The following is a 16923-nucleotide window of genomic DNA, read 5'->3' on the forward strand; positions in this document are numbered from 1 at the left end:
GCCCGATCATGCCCGCCACCCCCGCATCGCCTGATCGGCCGCGCATCGTCGACACCGCGTTCTGGTGCTGGGTCGCGGGCGCCGTGCTCACCTCGGCGCTGGGCATGCTGACGCTGAGCCAGGGTGGCCACCCCTTCATGTTCGTCGCGGGCGCGCTGCTGTTCGCCGCCGGACTCGGGCAGGCGTTCCTCGCCGGCCGGGCGCGTAGGCGGGAGCCGCGGTTCGCGGCGGCGGGAGTGGGGCTGGCGATGGCGTCCATCGTGTTCCTGGCGATGCTGCTGCTGTTCGGCGCGGGCATCGTGGTGCTCGCGATCGTGGCGGTGACGATGGTGCTGCTGATCGTCGGCTCGGTGCTGATCCGCAGGGACGAGGCCCGGCAGTGGCTCGAGGCCGCCCGGTGAGCGCACCGGACGCCGAGCCGTCGAAGCCCGTGGAGGTGCTGTACTCCGAACCCGGCGCGACGTGGTGGTGGGCGATGGCCGGGCCCGTGGCGGCGGGCGCGATGCTGCTGCTGCAGGTGTGGACCGGCTACGGCATCGACTTCCTGGTGCCGATCGTCTTCTTCGTGCTGGTGACCGGATTCCTCTCGATCCAGGTGAAGGCCGCCCGCATGCACACGTCGCTGGAGCTGACGCCCGAGTACCTACGGCAGGGTGCCGAGACCATCCGGACCTCGGAGATCCTCGTGGTGTACCCGGAGGCGGAGGGCGCCGAGACGCCGAAGTGGCAGTCGGCGCGCGCGCTCGGCGAGCTGACCGGCGTGCCGCGCGGCCGCACCGGCATCGGCCTGAAGCTGACCAGCGGCCGCACCGCGCAGGCGTGGGCCAAGCGGCACCGCCGGCTGCGGGCGGCGCTCGAGTCGTTGAACGGCGAGCCGTGAGGGGCCGCGGTCGGGCGACCGTCGAGCTGGTCCTCGCCGTCGCGGCGCTGATCGGCTGCGCCGCCTGCTGGGTCGGGGCGCGCTCGACCGAGATGGCGCCGCCCGTCGCGACCACCGAACCGTCCCAGGTGTCGGCGGTCTACTACCCGCCCCTGATCGGGCTGGCCCTGCTGCTGCTCGCGGTCGCCGGGGTGCTCGCGGTCGTCGGGATCGGACGGCTCCGCGGCGGCCGGTGAGCCCGGTCACATCCATCTTGGTACAAAGTGCGGAATCTGTAACACTGTCCCCATGACCGAACTGGCCGAGGACGATCGCCGCTCGAGCACGCCGCCGGACGCCCTGCCGCTCGGGCCGGAGTCGCTGGTGTGGAAGTACTTCGGGGACAACCGCATGTACCTGATCGGGCCGCGGCCCGCGGTGCTGCAGAACATGCTCGCCGAACTCGGCCAGGGCGTACTCGACCACTCGGTGTTCTTCTCCGACACGGCCGCTCGCGTCAAGCGGTCCATCCCACCGATCATGATGACGGTGTACGGCACCGACGACGACGACGAGGGCACCCGCGTGCGCGACTTCCACCGCGACATCAAGGGGGACATGCCGGACGGCACGCGGTACCACGCGCTCGATCCCGACACGTACTTCTGGGCGCACGCCACGTTCGTCGAGCAGGTGCTGTACTTCGCCGACACGTTCGTGCGACGCCTGACCGACGCGGACCGGGAGCGGATCTACCTCGAGTCGAAGACGTGGTACCGCCGCTACGGCGTCAGCGAGCGCCCGATGCCCGCGGATTACGCCGGCTTTCAGCGCTATTGGGACCGCATGATGGACGAGATCATCGTCGCCCATCCCACCGCGCAGTACGGCGTCGGCTACGTCACCAAGGGCTTCCCCCGTCCCAAGGGGATCTCGCCGCTCGCCTGGCGGCTGCTGTCGCCGGTGTTCGACCCGATCGCCGCCTTCCTCACGACCGGCGGAATGCCGCCGCGCGCCCGCGATCTGCTCGCGCTGCCGTGGAGCCCGCGCAGGGAGCGGGCGTACCGGGCGTTCGCCGCCTTCTGGCGGTCGCGGCCGGTCAACTGGGTGTGGGACCGGCTGCCGATGCGGGTGCGGTACAACGGATTTGCGCAGGTGGGGTATGGCCGCTGCTGAGGGGGCCATTCTGGATGCCGCGCTGGTCGAGTTCGAGCGGCACGGCGTGCACCGGGTGGCGCTCGACGACGTCGCGCGGCGCGCGGGCGTCAGCCGCACCACCATCTACCGGAGGTTCGCCAACCGCGACGAGCTGGTGGCCGCCGTCATCGAGCGCGAGAACGTCGCGCTGTTCGCCGACATCGCCGAGGAGCTGAGGGGCGCCGGGCGGGGGTCCAACTACTACGTCGAGGCGTTCACGCTGTCGATCCTGCGGTTCCGGCGCCACCGCGTGCTCGACCAGCTGATGGCCGACGAACCGGCGCTCGTGCTGGCCCAGGCCCGGCGGCACTACCCGCGGGCCATCGAGCGGATGGCCGAGGCGTTGCACGTCATCTTCCCCGACGGGTTCGCCGACCGGGTCGGCGAACGGGCCGTCGCCGACTTGGCGGACACGATCCTGCGCTACGCGCTGATGGTGCTGATGCTGCCCAGCGCGCAGCCGCTCGAGACCGCCGAGCAGATCCGCGAATTCGCGACCCGCCACTTCCTGCCGAGTCTGCCGTCCGCGTTGCGCGCCGTCCCGGTGTGACCCGGGCCCCCGGATCAGGCAACTGTTTCGCAGATCACACGAACGGGCAGCCTGCGGGCATGGCTGACGAACAAGTGACGGAAAAGCCCGAGATCACCGACGAGCACAAAGAGCAGGCCAAGGAGATGCGCAAGTCCTACGAGGAGGAGCGGCCCACCATCGCGCTCCCCGGGTCGGGCAACAGCGTCACCGGCACCGCGGTCAACGACTGGGTCGACGACGACGGTTCGCCCAAGTTCGGCGAGGTGGACAAGGAAGTCGAGCGCCCGGTCGGGGAGACCTAGGCCGACCCCGTGACGAGCCTCGGGGACATCGCACCGGCGTTCCGCGACATGGCCCACGGGATCGTGTGGGCCACCGTCGCCACCGTCGCGTCCGACGGGCGGCCGCGCACGCGGATCCTGCACCCGATCTGGGACTGGGACGGCACCGATCTCGACGGGTGGATCGCGACGGTGCCGACGCCGCTGAAGCGTGCCCACCTCGAGGCCCACCCGCAGGTGTCCGTGAGTTACTGGGCGCCGACCCATGACACGTGCAGTGCCGAGTGTCAGGCGCAGTGGTACGTCGACGACGACACCCGGCGGGAGGTGTGGGCGAAGTTCGCGAACGGCCCCGCACCCGTCGGCTACGACCCGGCCATCATCGGGCCGTGGCAGGACGGCCCCACCAGCGACCAGTTCGCCGTCATCCGGTTGACGCCCTACCGGCTGCGGGTCATGCCCGGCACGGTCATGACCGCGGGCGAGGGGGCACCGCTCACCTGGTCGTCGGACGTCGATCTGTGACCCCGTCGGCGCGCCTCCCCGGGGCCTCCCACTACACCCTGTAGTTGACGCCCGCGCCCCGGCTGGAACACTGGGGAGATGCCCGCCGAACCCCGCTCGACCGAAGTATCGGCGCGCCTCTTCGCCGAGGCGTCCGCCGTCATCCCCGGTGGCGTCAACTCGCCGGTCCGGGCGTTCACCTCGGTCGGCGGCACGCCCCGTTTCATCGCCAAGGCCAACGGCTGCCACCTGACCGACGCGGACGGCAACGACTACGTCGACCTGGTGTGTTCCTGGGGTCCGGCGCTGCTCGGACACGCCCACCCCGCGGTCGTCGAGGCCGTACGGCGGGTGGCCCTGGACGGTCTGACGTTCGGCGCACCGACCGCGGCGGAGACCCACCTCGCGGCCGAGATCATCGAGCGGGTGGCGCCGGTGGAGCGCATCCGGTTCGTGAACTCCGGCACCGAGGCCACCATGAGCGCGATCAGGTTGGCCCGCGGCTACACGGGCCGAGCCAAGATCATCAAGTTCTCCGGGTGTTATCACGGACACAGTGACGGCCTGCTCGCCGACGCCGGATCGGGTGTCGCCACGCTGGGGCTGCCGTCGTCGCCGGGCGTCACCGGCGCCGCCACCGTCGACACCATCGTGCTGCCCTACAACGACGTCGCGGCGGTCGAGGCTGCCTTCGCCGAGTTCGGCGATCAGATCGCCTGCGTCATCAGCGAGGCCGCGGCGGGCAACATGGGCGCGGTCCCGCCGTCGCCGGGATACAACGCCGAACTGCGCCGCATCACCGACGAGAACGGCGCGCTGCTGATCCTCGACGAGGTCATGACGGGCTTCCGCGTGACCGCCGCCGGCTGGTTCGGCGTCGACGGCGTGGCCGCCGACATCGTGACGTTCGGCAAGGTGATGAGCGGCGGCCTGCCCGCCGCCGCGTTCGGCGGCCGCGCCGACGTCATGGAGAAGCTGGCGCCGATCGGTCCGGTCTATCAGGCAGGCACGCTGTCGGGTAACCCCGTCGCGATGGCCGCCGGCCTCGCCACGCTGCAGACGGCCGACGCCGCCGCCTACGCCACCCTCGACGCCAACGCCGACCGGCTCGACGGCCTGCTGACCGCCGCACTGACCGACGCCTCCGTCGCGCACCGCGTCTCCCGCGCGGGCAACATGCTCAGCGTCTTCTTCTCCGACCAGCCGGTCACCGACTTCGCCTCGGCGAAGGCCACCGACACCTGGCGCTTCCCGCCGTTCTTCCACGCGCTGCTCGACGCGGGCGTCTACCCGCCCTGCAGCGCGTTCGAGGCGTGGTTCGTCTCCACGGCGCTCGACGACGACGCCTTCGACCGGATCGCGTCCGCACTCCCCGCCGCGGCCCGCGCCGCCGCCTCCGCCGAGCGGCCCGCCTGATGGCCACCCCGGAGAAGACGACGGTGCACGTGATGCGCCACGGCGAGGTGCACAACCCGGACCAGGTGCTCTACGGCCGGCTGCCGGGATTCAACCTGTCGGATCGCGGCCGCACGCAGGCGCAGTCCGCAGCGGAGTGGTTGGCGCACAACGACGTCGTCTACGTGGTGGCCTCGCCGCTGGAGCGCGCGCAGCAGACCGCGGCGCCGGTCGCCGCGACGCACGGCCTGGCCGTCCACACCGACGCCGACCTCATCGAGTCGTGGAACCAGTTCGAGGGCGAGAAGGTGGCGCCCGGCGACGGCGCGCTGCGCAACCCGCGGAACTGGCCGAAGCTCCGCAACCCGCGCACACCGTCCTGGGGCGAGCCGTACGAGGAGGTGGCGACCAGGATGATCGACGCGCTGCACCGGGCCCGCCGCAAGGCCGTCGGGCACGAGGCGGTCTGCGTCAGCCACCAACTCCCCGTCGAGACGCTGCGCCGCGCGATGACGGACCGCAAGCTCGCCCATCTACCGCTGCCGCACAGCAGGTTGTGCAACGTCGGATCGATCACGTCGTTCACGTTCCTGGGCGAGGAACTGGTGCGCTGGGGCTATTCGGAGCCCTGGAGGCTGTAGTGAGATCGTTTGCCGCAGTGGCGGTGTCGTGCACGGCAGCGCTGACCGTGCTGTTGGCGGGCTGCTCGACCGGTGACGACGCCGTCGCCCAGGGCGGCACGTTCGAGTTCGTGGCGCCCGGCGGCAAGACCGACATCTTCTACGACCCGCCGGAGGCGCGCGGCAAGCCGGGCAAGATCTCCGGTCCCGAACTGCGCGACCCGGCCAAGACCGTGGGACTCGACGACTTCGAGGGCGAGGTCGTCGTCGTCAACGTGTGGGGACAGTGGTGCGGGCCGTGCCGCTCGGAGATGCCGCAGCTGCAGAAGGTCTACGACGCGACGAAGGCCGCGGGCGTCCAGTTCCTCGGCATCGACGTGCGGGACAACAACCGCGACGCCGCGGTCGACTTCGTGATCGACCGCAAGATCACGTTCCCGTCGATCTACGACCCGTCGATGCGCACGATGATCGCGTTCGGCGGCAAGTATCCGACGACCGTCATCCCGTCGACCATCGTGCTGGACCGCCAGCACCGGGTGGCCGCGGTGTATCTGCGGGAACTCCTCGCCGAGGATCTCCAGCCCGTCGTCGAGCGGTTGGCTGCACAGCCGTGAGTCTCGATCAGGTCGACCAGCTGATGGCGACCGGGCCCGTGGTACTGGCGCTGCTGGTGGCCGCACTCGCCGGCCTGGTGTCGTTCGCGTCGCCGTGCGTCGTGCCGCTGGTGCCCGGATACCTCTCCTACCTCGCGGCGATCGTCGGCGTCGACCCCGACACCGAGGATGCCGACGGGGGCGGGGTCGCGCTGCGCACCGCCCGGCTGCGGGTGGCGGGCGCCACCGCGCTGTTCGTCCTGGGCTTCACCGTGGTGTTCGTCCTCGGCACGGTGGCCGTGCTGGGCATGACGACCACGTTGATCATCAATCAGGTTCTGCTGCAACGCATCGGCGGCGTGGTCACCATCCTGATGGGCCTGGTGTTCGTCGGGTTCGTGCCCGCGCTGCAGCGCGACACCCGGTTCACGCCGCGCCAGATGTCGACGCTCGCGGGCGCACCCCTGCTCGGCGCCGTGTTCGGGCTGGGCTGGACGCCGTGCCTGGGGCCGACGCTGACGGCCGTGATCGCGATGGCGTCGGCGACCGAGGGCAGCAACGTGATCCGCGGCGTGGGCCTCGTGGTCGCGTACTGCCTGGGGCTCGGGCTCCCGTTCGTGGCGTTGGCGTTCGGATCGGCGCGCGCGATGCGCGGACTGGGGTGGCTGCGCAGGCACACCCGGACCATCCAGGTGTTCGGCGGGATCCTGCTGATCGGGGTCGGCATCGCGCTGGTCACCGGTCTGTGGGCGGACTTCGTGTCCTGGGTGCGCGACGCGTTCGTCAGCGACGTCAGGTTGCCGCTGTGAACCCCGTCCGCAGGGTGTTCGCGCTGATCCGCAACACGTGGCGCAACCTGACGTCGATGGGCACCGCCCTGGTGCTGCTGTTCCTGCTGGCCCTCGCCGCGATCCCCGGCGCCCTGCTGCCGCAGCGCTCGCTGAACGCGAGCAAGGTCGACCAGTACATCGCCGACCACTCCACGATCGGTCCGCTGCTCGACCGGCTGCAGGCGTTCGACGTGTTCGCCAGCTTCTGGTTCACCGCCATCTACGTGCTGCTGTTCATCTCGCTGGTCGGCTGCCTCACCCCGCGACTGGCCGAGCACGTCCGCAGCCTGCGGGCCCGCCCGGTCGCCGCACCGCGCAACCTGGCGAGGCTGCCCAAGCACCACTCGGCGACGGTGCCCGGCGACGCCTCGGCGGTGGCCGCGGACGTCGACCGGGCGCTGAAGGGGTGGCGGCGCACCACCCGCACCGACGGCGGAGTCACCGAGATCTCCGCGGAGAAGGGATACCTCCGCGAGTTCGGCAACATCGTCTTCCACTTCTCGCTGCTCGGGCTGCTGGTCGCGATCGCCGTGGGCAAGCTGTTCGGCTACGAGGGCAACGTGATCGTGGTCGCCAACGGCGGGCCGGGTTTCTGCTCCGCCTCGCCCGCCGCGTTCGACTCGTTCCGCGCCGGCAACACCGTCGACGGCACGTCCCTGAACCCGATCTGTCTGCGCGTCAACGACTTCGACGCCCAGTACCTGCCCTCGGGACAGGCGCTGACGTTCGCCGCCAACGTCGAGTACCAGGCCGGCGACGACCTCGCCGGTGACACCTGGCGCCAGTACCGGCTGGAGGTCAACCACCCGCTGCGCCTCGGCGGCGACCGCCTCTACCTGCAGGGCCACGGCTACGCGCCGACCTTCACCGTCACCTTCCCCGACGGCCAGACCCGCACCCAGACCGTGCAGTGGCGACCCGACGATCAGCTCACGCTGCTGTCGTCGGGCGTGATGCGCTTCGACCCGCCCGGCGGCACCTTCCCCAACGACTTCGAGCGCCGCCGCAACCAGATCGCCATCCAGGGCCTGTTCGCGCCGACCAAGCAGCTCGACGGGACGCTGCTGTCGTCGAGCTTCCCGTCGCTGAACGACCCCGCGGTGGCCATCGACGTATACCGCGGCGACAGCGGGCTGGACTCCGGCCGCCCGCAGTCGCTGTTCTCGCTCGACACCCGCCTCATCGGCCAGAACCGCCTCACCAAGGAGGTCCGGGTCAACCTCTCCGAGGGCGAGTCGACGCGGCTGAAGGACGGCACCGTGATCCGCTTCGACAACGCGGTCCCGTTCATCAACGTGCAGGTCTCGCACGATCCGGCACAGGTGTGGGTGCTGGTGTGGTCGATGTCGATGATGGCCGGTCTGCTGGTGTCGCTGGTGATCCGCCGGCGCCGCGTCTGGGTTCGTATCACGCCAGGTCCGGCGGGTACGGTTGAGGTGCAACTGGGTGGTCTCGCGCGCACCGACAACAGCGGGTGGGGCGACGAGTTCGAGAAGCTGACCGGGCGGTTGCTGCCGGCAGAGACACGAGGTGGCGCGGTGAATAGCGGCAGCGAGAAGCGGAGCGGGATCGCGTGAATACCTATGACATAGACGTCGAGTTGGCTCGGTACTCGGATTGGGCGTTCACCACGTCCGTCATCGTCCTGGTCGCCGCGCTGCTGCTGCTCGCCGTCGAACTCGCATCGAGCCGCGGCCGCAAGGTCGAGGCGCGGGAACTGGTCACGGCGGGCGGCGGTTCGGTCGCCGCGGACAGTGCCCGCCCCGGCGTGGTGGTCGACGCCCCGCGGCGTCCCCTCGACGAGCGGATCGGCCGGGCCGGTCTGGCGCTCACCTACGTCGGCATCGGGGTGCTGTTCGTCTGCATCGTGCTGCGCGGCTTCGCCACCTCCCGCGTGCCGTGGGGCAACATGTACGAGTTCATCAACCTGACGTGCTTCTGCGGTCTGGTGGCCGCGGGAATCGTGTTGCGCCGCCCGCAGTTCCGCGCACTGTGGGTGTTCGTGCTCACGCCGGTGCTGATCCTGCTCGCGGTGTCGGGCAAGTGGCTCTACACCCACGCCGCCCCCGTGATGCCCGCGCTGCAGTCCTACTGGCTGCCCATCCACGTGTCGGTGGTCAGCCTGGGTTCCGGTGTGTTCCTGGTCGGCGGCGTCGCCAGCATCCTGTTCCTGGTCAAGATGTCGAAGCTGGGCGATCCCGGCAGGCAGGGGTACGTGGCGGGCGTCGTGTCGCGGCTGCCCGACGCGCAGACGCTGGACCGGATCGCCTACCGCACCACCATCTTCGCGTTCCCGATCTTCGGCTTCGGCGTCATCTTCGGCGCCATTTGGGCCGAGGAGGCGTGGGGCCGCTACTGGGGCTGGGACCCCAAGGAGACCGTCTCGTTCATCGCGTGGGTCGTCTACGCGGCGTACCTGCACGCCAGGTCCACCGCGGGCTGGCGCGACAAGAAGGCCGCCTACATCAACGTGGTCGGCTTCGTGGCGATGGTCTTCAACCTGTTCTTCATCAACCTCGTCACCGTCGGGTTGCACTCCTACGCAGGGGTGGGCTGACCTTGCCGTTCTCCGGGGATCCGTCGGTGCCGGCGCAGCCGTCCGGCTTCCGGGAGCAGCATCGGTTCCGCGACCCGTCGGAGACCATCCCGCCGGAGTGGACGGCACCGACCCCGCCGCACGGGATCCCGCTCGCCCCGCTGCTGACCGCGGTCGGCCGTCCGCCGGGTCCGGCGCCCGCTCCCGTGAGTGCGCCGCCGTCGGCGCCCATGCCCGTCGTGGCCGACTCCCCGCCACACTTCGATCCGGCCGCGGTGGCGCTCCTCGGCCAGCCCAAACGCCCGCCGTCGCGGGGGTGGCGCCGGGCGCTCTACCGGGGTACCGGATCCCTCGTCAACGTCGGCGAGGGGCCTCGGGAGGTCCAGCGCAGGAACCTCGAGGCGCAGGTCAGCAGGCCGCTGCGGGACTGCTACCGGATCGCGCTGCTGTCGCTCAAGGGCGGCGTCGGCAAGACCACGATCACCGCCACGCTGGGCGCCACGTTCGCGTCGGTCCGCGGTGATCGCGTCATCGCCGTCGACGCCAACCCCGACCGCGGCACGCTGAGCCAGAAGGTGCCGCTGGAGACCCCGTCGACCGTGCGGCACCTGCTGCGGGACGCGGAGGGCATCGACAGCTACAGCGACGTACGGCACTACACCTCCCAGGGGCCGAGCCGCCTCGAGGTGCTCGCCTCGGAGAGCGACCCCGCGGTGTCGGAGGCGTTCAGCTCCGAGGACTACCAGCGGACGCTGGAGGTGCTCGAGCGGTACTACAGCCTGGTGCTCACCGACTGCGGCACCGGCATGCTGCACTCGGCGATGTCGGCGGTGCTCGACACGGCCGACGTGCTCGTCGTGGTTAGCTCAGGTGCGGTCGATGGCGCGCGCAGTGCGTCGGCGACGCTCGACTGGCTCGACGCCCACGGCTACCAGCAGTTGGTGACCACCTCGATCGTGGTGGTGAACGGGGTGCGGGCCGGTCGCGGCGGCACGCGCGTCGACATGGACAAGGTGGTCGACCACTTCGCCCGGCGGTGCCGGGCCGTGCAGCGGGTGCCGTTCGACGCCCATCTGGAAGAGGGTGCGGAGATCAGCCTCGACCGGTTGCGGCCGGAGACGCGGGATGCGCTGCTTCAGTTGGCGGCGACGGTCGCGACGGGATTCCCCGCTGCGAGGTGAGGCGTCAGACGCCGTCCGGGTCCGGGTGGTTGTTGATCCTGCGCAGGAAGTCCGGATCGTCGTCCGGGCCGACCACGCGCGTCCTCGGTGAGTTGGCCGAGGCGCGGATCAACCGCCAAGCCACGTAGGCCAAGCCTGCCAACACGAGAACGAGGAGCAAAAACTGCACGAAAACCTCCTTACGTCCAGCATACGCGTCGTCGGTACCCTCGAAGGCGTGACTGACGGACGCCCCGGTACCCGCATGCTGCTCGACGTGGCGGCCTACGCCATCGCCCGTCTGCTCCTGGTGGCAGTGCTCACCGGCGTGGTCTACGGCGTGGGAACGCTGGTGGCCGGCGAGTTCCCGCTCGTCGTGGCGATGCTGTTCGCACTCGTCGTCGCATTACCGCTCGGCATATGGGTTTTCGCGCCGTTGCGTCGCCGCGCCACCGCCAGCATGGCGGTCTTCGACGAGCGCCGGCGCACCGACCGCGACCAGTTGCGCGCCCGGCTGCGCGGCGACGGCTCCACGCCCGAGTGACGAATCCGTGACGTCCGCGAGGGCGGCCTTCGGGGCCGAGTTCACCGGGGCGGCGGGCTTTCTCAACTCGCCGACCTATGGCCTGCCACCCACTTTTCTGATCGACGAACTGCACGGCCATCTTGCGCAGTGGCAGGGCGGGACGATGTACCCGCCGGCCTACGACGAGTCGGTGCGACGGGGTCGCGCGGCCTACGCGTCGTTGGTCGGCGTGCCGGCCGGGTCGGTGGCGATGGGCGGCAGCGTGTCGGCGCTGCTCGCGCTGGTCGCCGCGGCGGTCCCCGACGGCAGCAGGGTGCTGACGCTGGCGGGCGAATTCACCAGCACCACGTTCCCGTTCGCCGCGCAGGAGCGACGCGGCGTGACGGTCACCGAACTAACGCAGGCGGAACTGCTCGCGGCTGCGCCGGAGTTCGACGTGGTGACGGTCAGCCTGGTGCAGTCGTCGTCGGGCGCGGTCCTCGACGTCGACGCCCTGCGGGATGCGGTGGCCGGCACCGGCACGCTGTCGGTGGTCGACCTGACCCAGGCGGTCGGGTGGAAGGCGCTCGACCTCGGCTGGGCCGACGTCACCGTCGCGGCGGTCTACAAGTGGCTGCTGGCACCGCGGGGCACGGCGTGGATGTCGCTGAGCGAGCGGGCGGCCGACTCGATGACACCGCACGCGGCGAACTGGTACGCCGGTGCCGAACCGTGGTCGACGATCTACGGGCTGCCGCTGCGGCTGGCCGACGACGCCCGCCGGTTCGACGCGTCGCCCGCGTGGGCCGGGGCGTTGGGCGCGGGCGCGACGATGTCGTGGCTGGCGTCGCTCGACGCGGCGGCGGTGGAGGCGCACTGCGTCGGCCTGGCCGACCGGTTGCGCGCCGAATTGAAGCTACCCCCGTCGACGTCGGCGATCGTGTCGATCCCGGTGACGGATGCCGACGAGCGGCTTCGGCGGGCGGGCATCCGCGCCGCCGTCCGCGCCGGGGCGGTGCGGGTGGGCTTCCACCTCTACAACACCGACGACGACCTGGACCGGTTGGTCGACGCGCTGGGCGGCTAGTCGAAGAGGTCCGGCTGCTCGCGGGTGATGCGGTCGAACAGCGGCTGGTAGCTGAACCAGCCGGCGAAGTGGGTGCCGACCTGGCCCGAGGTGAGCTTGGCCATGTCCGGGTCGATCAGGATCGGCGTGCCGACGGCCTCGGCCATCAGCTGCGCCTGGCAGGACCGCTCCATGGTGATGAACCACCACGCCGCCTCCTCCACCGACTGCCCGACGGTGAGCAGGCCGTGGTTGCGCAGGATCGCGGCCTTGCGATCGCCGAGCGCGTGCGCGATCCGCTTGCCCTCCTCGAGGTCGAGGACGACGCCGGAGTACTGGTCGAACAGCGCGTGGTCCTCGTAGAACGCGCATGCGTCCTGGGTGATCGGATCCAGCAGCCGGCCCAGCGTCGACCACGTCTTGCCGTACACCGAGTGCGAGTGGGCGGCGCCGACCACGTCCGGCCGGGCGGCGTGCACCTGCGAGTGGATCGCGAACGCCGCCTGGTTGAGCGGCCGGTCGCCTTCGACGATGGTGCCGTCGTGGCGCACCAGCAGCAGGTCGCTGACGCGGATGTGCCCGAAGTGCATGCCGAACGGGTTCACCCAGAAGTGGTCGGTCAGCTCCGGGTCGCGGGCGGTGATGTGGCCTGCCACGCCCTCGTCGAAGCCGAACTTGCTGAACAGCCGGAACGACGCGGCGAGCCGCTGCTTGCGGTGCAGGCGCTCCTCGGAGACCGTGCGGTCCTGGGGGAGCAGTGCTGCGGTGTTGCCACCGGCGAGTCGGGAGGCCTGGTCGGCGTCAGCGGACATGACGCCAGCGTAGGCCGCGGCGCAACCCGCCGAACGTTGATTACCGCCACGCTTTTCTCGCTGAAGCGTGGCGGTAACCAACGTTCGGCGACTGGGCGGGCGGTCAGCCCAGCGCGAGGGCGAGCGCGACGGTGACCGACCACACCAGCATCGTCAGGCCGGTGTCGCGGAGCACGGGGATCAGTTCGCGGCCGCCGAGGCCCTTGCGCACCGGCGCGGCCGCGCGGACCGCCAGCGGCAGCGCCAGCAGGCCCACCGCGCACCACGGCGTCGCGAGCATCAGCACCAGCGTCAGCACGAACGCCGCCGCCACCAGCACCTGGTACAGGACGCGGGTCTTGGCGTCGCCGAGCCGGACGGCGAGGGTGATCTTGCCGGTCTCCCGGTCGGTGGGGATGTCGCGGAGGTTGTTGGCTACGAGCACCGCGGAGGACAGCGCACCGACGGCGACGGCCGCCGCGGCGCCCACCCAGTCGACCCGTAGCGCCTGGGTGAACTGGGTGCCCAGCACGGCGACCAGCCCGAAGAACACGAACACCGCGACCTCGCCCAGGCCGCTGTAGCCGTACGGCTTGGACCCGCCGGTGTAGAGCCACGCGCCCGCGATGCACGCCGCGCCGACGGCGATCAGCCAGGGCGCGCTGAGGATGGCCAGGGCCAATCCCGCCGCCGCACCGATGCCGAGGCTCACCAGCGCCGCGGTCAGGACGGCGCGCGGCGAAGCCACCTTCGACCCCACCAGGCGCAGCGGCCCGGAGCGCACGTCGTCGGTGCCGCGGATGCCGTCGGAGTAGTCGTTGGCGTAGTTGACGCCGACGATCAGCGCGAGCGACACGGCGAGCGCCAGCAGCGCCTTCCACCAGACGGCCTCGCCGAGCCACGCGGCCGCACCCGTGCCCGCGATCACCGGCGCCACCGCGTTGGGCAGCGTCCGGGGGCGGGCGCCTTCGATCCATTGCGCGACGGTCGCCATGGGGGAATCGTGCCATGGCGTGCGTCGTCACCTCTCGGGCTGCACCGCCGGGACGCCGTGGATGCCGGGCACCAGGCCGTGCGTGACGGTGTGCGAGTAGTCGTCGACGGCCGCGGTGTCGGGCGGCAGGCGCAGGGCGCCCCAGTCGACGTCGGGTCGGCCGCGCAGCCGCGTCGTCATCTCGTGCAGTTCGTCGAAGGCCAGGAGGCCGGCGAAGCTGCCGCCCGCGGCCGTCGTGCGGTCGTCGATCGAGTACGGCCGGGGCGACTCGATCACGGCCCGCGGTGTCTGGACGACGCCCGCCACGATGGTGGGTGGGTTCCGCACGCAGGGGAACAGGAACGCCTGCGGCCAGCTGACCAGGACCGGGCCGCGCGACTCGAGGAAGCGGTTCAGCGGCACCACCGACCGCTGGCGCGGGCCCGTCACCGCGAGCCAGCCCAGGTCGTCGGTGCGGCCGTCCTCGGCGCGGATCCGGACGCGGTCGGCGCCGGCGGGGACGTCGGGTGCGTCGACGCCGATCGACCGCCACAGCGGGTCGGCCGGGTCCTCGTCGGACGCGGGCCGGTCGGCGGGGGAGCGCTCGCCCAGCGTCGTCACCTCGTCGCCGTCGGCGCGGCCGAACTCGAACGCCAACCGGTTGCCGTCGTCGGTGCGGCCCGCCACCGACACGGCCAGGCCACCGTCGGCGGCGAGCGCGGGCACCACGAACCAGCGGCTCGTCATCGCCGCGCGGCCGGGGTCGGGATCCGCCCAACTGCCCCATAGGAATTCGGACGTGCCGACGCCGGGCGGGTCGGGTGGTGCGGCCTCGGGCGGGTAGCCGCCGCCGCGGATGAAGCCGTCGAGTCGGTCGAGGGCGGCGTCGGGGGCGGCGTCGGGGGCGGCCCGCAGCACCGGTCCGTCGGGCAGCACCTCCACGTCGTCGGCGAGGCCGCACACCCGCGCCCCGGTGATCCGGCCGACGTCGGCCATGGCGAGCGACCCCTCCGGCCGCCGCAGCGGTGCGGCGACGAATGAGCCGAGCATGACGGCCACCGACGTGGCGAGCGAGACGACGACGAGCGCCGCGGGCGCCGCCGCCACGCGCCTCGTGGCGAGCAGCACCAGCACCGCACCGGCGAGCACCGGCCAGATGAGTGGGATGCCAAGAGGTGCAGGGTGTTCCGACGGCCACGGCACGTCGTACACCGCGGGGATCCACCACGCGTTCGGTCCGGCGAACGACACCGCCACGGCCCACGTCAGCAGCGCGGAGCCGCACGCCGCGGCGACGACGGTACGGCGGTCCGGCGTCCACGCCCGCCGCACGATCAGCACCACCGCGACCACCAGCAGCGCGGCGAACGGGCCCGCCGCCGCACCCAGGTGGTAGGACCACTTCGACGGCGCCAGCGAGAACAGGGCGAGCGTCAGCAGCACGACCACGGCGAGTCGGGCCGCCGCCCGCGCCACGAAATCCGGACGCCGCCAGCGCAGCAGCAGGATCACGGGAATCGTTGCGACGGTGAGCAGTACGGCCGCCCGCTTGGCGAAGCTACCCTGCTGATCGGACTGGAGGAGATAGGCGTAGCGATCGGGCTCGTCGTACCACGGCAGGGCCGGCCCGAAGAAGGTGTGCCAGTCGGTGGCGGTGACCAGTGCATCCCACGTCTGGTCGCCGAAGATCAGCACCACCGACACCGCGGCCACCGCGGCGAGCGCGGGCACGTATGCCGCCACCCGCCGTCGCGGCGCCGCGCCCGACCGCAGTGCTGCCCACAGCGTCGGGGCGAACACCACCACCGGCGCGACAACCACCGCGCCGTTGGGGCTGATCGGCACGACGAACCCGGCCACCAGGATCAGCAGGGCGACGTCACGGGGCGACCGCGCCCGCATCGCCAGCGCCAGAACGGCCGTGGCGCCCAGCGCGACGTAGGACTCGGGGCGGGTGCCCAGGTTGAACGGCAGCCACGTGGCGAGCAGGCACACCGCCGCGAGCAGTCGCACGCGGACCGTGGCCGACCGTACCGGTAGCGCCGCACCGAGGACGCCGCGGCTGAGCACGAACCAGGTGGCGATCGCCAGCGCGGTGCTCGGCAGCCGCAGCCACAGCGGTGCGACGCTGAGAGTCGTCAGGCCCGACAGCAGTTCCTGGCTGAACGCGAACGGCACCTCGGCGGCGTTCCACCAGCGGTAGTAGTTGCCCGGGTTGCCGGTGGCCGCGACGTTGCGGGCGATCATCGTGGCCCAGCCGTCGTCGACCGCGAGCGGCCCGATCACCGCCCAGCCGGCGAGCACGCCGACCACCCCGGCGTCGACCCACCACGCTCGGCGCGGTCGCCACCTGGGTCGTCTTGGCGGGCGCCGCCACCGCGATCCCGGCAGCAGGATCAGACTGCCCGCCGTGGCCAGCAGCGCCACGGCGATCAGCGCCCACTTCAGCGGCGACGGCGAGGTCGTGAACCGGTCGATCGTCGACAGCGTCACCGTCAGCCCCGCGGCGTCGGCCCCGCCGAGTGCGGTGCGGAAGCCGAACACCCGCGGCACGGGTGCGCCGTCCAGCGTCACGGTCCGGCCGTCGGCGGTGTCGACGGCCATGCCGTCGGGCGTCGACCGGATGACGACGGCGCGGCAGTCACCAGGCGGGACGGGGACGGCGACGCGCCGGTCGTCGAGGGTCACGGCCGCGCCGGCGGCGTCGGCGGTGACGAGCAGGCCCTCGTCGCCGGTGTCCAGCACGGTCGGGGTGCTCCGCTGGACCGCCGCACGCAGCGCCGCGCAGGGCACGACGGCGGTCAGGCTCGCCGGGCGGTACGGGACGATCATCGCGGTGCTGGACGCGGTGTCCTCCGCGGCGGTCTCGCGTGCCGCGGCACGGTCCTGGGCGGGCCACGTCACCGTGCTCGACGCCACCCACACCGGCGCGAACGGCAGCGCCAGCGCGGCCAGAACGCCCACCAGCCCGACGATCAGTGCAGGCCACGGGCTCCGCGCCGCCCGGTCGGGTCTCGTCTGTGTGGTCGTCACGTCCCCAAGAGGCTGTCACCTGGCTGCCGCGCCGTGCACGGCAAC

At 71.7% G+C, this 16923-nt stretch carries 20 protein-coding genes; 16 read left to right on the forward strand and 4 right to left on the reverse strand.

Features of this window, described 5'->3' with window-relative positions; translation table 11 throughout:
* The first annotated feature begins 8 nt into the window (after window positions 1-8).
* The 14 genes from AC1MEY_RS27440 to AC1MEY_RS27505 all read left to right on the forward strand — a co-directional run bounded on the left by AC1MEY_RS27440 (window position 9) and on the right by AC1MEY_RS27505 (window position 10531).
* Window positions 9-401: a hypothetical protein gene (locus tag AC1MEY_RS27440; RefSeq protein WP_480228476.1), complete on the forward strand. Its 393-nt coding sequence runs from the start codon at window positions 9-11 to the stop codon at window positions 399-401.
* A complete protein-coding gene (locus AC1MEY_RS27445) occupies window positions 398-880 on the forward strand; it encodes a DUF3093 domain-containing protein (RefSeq protein WP_480228477.1) in 483 nt (160 codons plus the stop codon). The genes AC1MEY_RS27440 and AC1MEY_RS27445 overlap by 4 nt, the downstream gene beginning before the upstream one ends.
* Entirely contained in the window at window positions 877-1116 is a 240-nt protein-coding gene (locus tag AC1MEY_RS27450; RefSeq protein ID WP_480228478.1) for a hypothetical protein, read from the forward strand. Before AC1MEY_RS27445 ends, AC1MEY_RS27450 begins: the two co-directional genes overlap by 4 nt.
* 52 nt (window positions 1117-1168) lie before the next feature.
* Entirely contained in the window at window positions 1169-2035 is an 867-nt protein-coding gene (locus AC1MEY_RS27455; protein ID WP_480228479.1) for an oxygenase MpaB family protein, read from the forward strand.
* The gene (locus tag AC1MEY_RS27460) at window positions 2022-2606 is read left to right on the forward strand and encodes a TetR/AcrR family transcriptional regulator (RefSeq protein ID WP_480228480.1); all 585 of its coding nucleotides are present in this window, start codon (window positions 2022-2024) and stop codon (window positions 2604-2606) included. Before AC1MEY_RS27455 ends, AC1MEY_RS27460 begins: the two co-directional genes overlap by 14 nt.
* A gap of 59 nt (window positions 2607-2665) precedes the next feature.
* Window positions 2666-2890, forward strand: coding sequence for a hypothetical protein (locus AC1MEY_RS27465; protein ID WP_480228481.1), 225 nt, complete (start codon window positions 2666-2668; stop codon window positions 2888-2890).
* Between the two features lie 9 nt (window positions 2891-2899).
* Window positions 2900-3394, forward strand: coding sequence for a pyridoxamine 5'-phosphate oxidase family protein (locus AC1MEY_RS27470; protein ID WP_480228482.1), 495 nt, complete (start codon window positions 2900-2902; stop codon window positions 3392-3394).
* A 78-nt stretch (window positions 3395-3472) separates the two neighbouring features.
* Entirely contained in the window at window positions 3473-4789 is a 1317-nt protein-coding gene (gene hemL, locus AC1MEY_RS27475) for a glutamate-1-semialdehyde 2,1-aminomutase (protein WP_480228483.1), read from the forward strand.
* Entirely contained in the window at window positions 4789-5409 is a 621-nt protein-coding gene (locus AC1MEY_RS27480; protein ID WP_480228484.1) for a histidine phosphatase family protein, read from the forward strand. The genes hemL and AC1MEY_RS27480 overlap by 1 nt, the downstream gene beginning before the upstream one ends.
* Window positions 5409-6005 (forward strand): TlpA disulfide reductase family protein, encoded by a 597-nt coding sequence (locus AC1MEY_RS27485; protein ID WP_480228485.1) that lies wholly within the window; start codon window positions 5409-5411, stop codon window positions 6003-6005. The genes AC1MEY_RS27480 and AC1MEY_RS27485 overlap by 1 nt, the downstream gene beginning before the upstream one ends.
* Entirely contained in the window at window positions 6002-6793 is a 792-nt protein-coding gene (locus AC1MEY_RS27490; RefSeq protein WP_480228486.1) for a cytochrome c biogenesis CcdA family protein, read from the forward strand. Before AC1MEY_RS27485 ends, AC1MEY_RS27490 begins: the two co-directional genes overlap by 4 nt.
* Window positions 6794-6849: 56 nt before the next feature.
* Window positions 6850-8391 carry a cytochrome c biogenesis protein ResB gene (gene resB / locus AC1MEY_RS27495; RefSeq protein ID WP_480231703.1) on the forward strand — a complete coding sequence of 514 codons (1542 nt, stop codon included), beginning with the start codon at window positions 6850-6852 and terminating at the stop codon, window positions 8389-8391.
* On the forward strand, window positions 8388-9371 hold the full coding sequence (gene ccsB / locus AC1MEY_RS27500) for a c-type cytochrome biogenesis protein CcsB (RefSeq protein ID WP_480228487.1): 984 nt from the start codon (window positions 8388-8390) through the stop codon (window positions 9369-9371). Before resB ends, ccsB begins: the two co-directional genes overlap by 4 nt.
* Window positions 9372-9373: 2 nt before the next feature.
* On the forward strand, window positions 9374-10531 hold the full coding sequence (locus AC1MEY_RS27505) for a MinD/ParA family ATP-binding protein (protein WP_480228488.1): 1158 nt from the start codon (window positions 9374-9376) through the stop codon (window positions 10529-10531).
* A 4-nt stretch (window positions 10532-10535) separates the two neighbouring features.
* Here AC1MEY_RS27505 and AC1MEY_RS27510 read toward each other — a convergent pair whose 3' ends face one another.
* Window positions 10536-10700 (reverse strand): hypothetical protein, encoded by a 165-nt coding sequence (locus AC1MEY_RS27510; protein WP_480228489.1) that lies wholly within the window; start codon window positions 10698-10700, stop codon window positions 10536-10538.
* Window positions 10701-10775: 75 nt separating this feature from the next.
* On the opposite strand from AC1MEY_RS27510, the gene AC1MEY_RS27515 reads away from it, so the two are divergent.
* Together AC1MEY_RS27515 and AC1MEY_RS27520 are read left to right on the forward strand one after the other, a co-directional pair.
* Complete coding sequence (locus AC1MEY_RS27515) at window positions 10776-11054, forward strand: DUF4229 domain-containing protein (RefSeq protein ID WP_480231704.1); 279 nt, start codon at window positions 10776-10778, stop codon at window positions 11052-11054.
* Window positions 11055-11061: 7 nt separating this feature from the next.
* Entirely contained in the window at window positions 11062-12102 is a 1041-nt protein-coding gene (locus AC1MEY_RS27520; RefSeq protein WP_480228490.1) for an aminotransferase class V-fold PLP-dependent enzyme, read from the forward strand.
* Here AC1MEY_RS27520 and AC1MEY_RS27525 read toward each other — a convergent pair.
* The 3 genes from AC1MEY_RS27525 to AC1MEY_RS27535 all read right to left on the reverse strand — a co-directional run bounded on the left by AC1MEY_RS27525 (window position 12099) and on the right by AC1MEY_RS27535 (window position 16878).
* Window positions 12099-12893 (reverse strand): class II aldolase/adducin family protein, encoded by a 795-nt coding sequence (locus tag AC1MEY_RS27525; RefSeq protein WP_480228491.1) that lies wholly within the window; start codon window positions 12891-12893, stop codon window positions 12099-12101. The two genes, AC1MEY_RS27520 and AC1MEY_RS27525, sit on opposite strands and share 4 nt — an antisense overlap.
* Before the next feature lie 103 nt (window positions 12894-12996).
* A complete protein-coding gene (locus AC1MEY_RS27530; RefSeq protein ID WP_480228492.1) occupies window positions 12997-13866 on the reverse strand; it encodes a 1,4-dihydroxy-2-naphthoate polyprenyltransferase in 870 nt (289 codons plus the stop codon).
* A gap of 27 nt (window positions 13867-13893) precedes the next feature.
* Window positions 13894-16878, reverse strand: coding sequence for an arabinosyltransferase domain-containing protein (locus AC1MEY_RS27535; protein ID WP_480228493.1), 2985 nt, complete (start codon window positions 16876-16878; stop codon window positions 13894-13896).
* Window positions 16879-16923: the final 45 nt, after the last annotated feature.

Source organism: Mycobacterium sp. PTI7, from assembly GCF_056679845.1.

Bases quoted from the DNA above. Each gene is read 5' to 3' on its own strand.
- AC1MEY_RS27525 (WP_480228491.1), bottom strand. From the start codon at position 12,893: ATGTCCGCTGACGCCGACCAGGCCTCCCGACTCGCCGGTGGCAACACC.
- resB (WP_480231703.1), top strand. From the start codon at position 6,850: ATGGGCACCGCCCTGGTGCTGCTGTTCCTGCTGGCCCTCGCCGCGATC.
- hemL (WP_480228483.1), top strand. From the start codon at position 3,473: ATGCCCGCCGAACCCCGCTCGACCGAAGTATCGGCGCGCCTCTTCGCC.
- AC1MEY_RS27515 (WP_480231704.1), top strand. From the start codon at position 10,776: ATGCTGCTCGACGTGGCGGCCTACGCCATCGCCCGTCTGCTCCTGGTG.
- AC1MEY_RS27480 (WP_480228484.1), top strand. From the start codon at position 4,789: ATGGCCACCCCGGAGAAGACGACGGTGCACGTGATGCGCCACGGCGAG.
- AC1MEY_RS27455 (WP_480228479.1), top strand. From the start codon at position 1,169: ATGACCGAACTGGCCGAGGACGATCGCCGCTCGAGCACGCCGCCGGAC.
- AC1MEY_RS27440 (WP_480228476.1), top strand. From the start codon at position 9: ATGCCCGCCACCCCCGCATCGCCTGATCGGCCGCGCATCGTCGACACC.
- AC1MEY_RS27460 (WP_480228480.1), top strand. From the start codon at position 2,022: ATGGCCGCTGCTGAGGGGGCCATTCTGGATGCCGCGCTGGTCGAGTTC.
- AC1MEY_RS27465 (WP_480228481.1), top strand. From the start codon at position 2,666: ATGGCTGACGAACAAGTGACGGAAAAGCCCGAGATCACCGACGAGCAC.
- AC1MEY_RS27530 (WP_480228492.1), bottom strand. From the start codon at position 13,866: ATGGCGACCGTCGCGCAATGGATCGAAGGCGCCCGCCCCCGGACGCTG.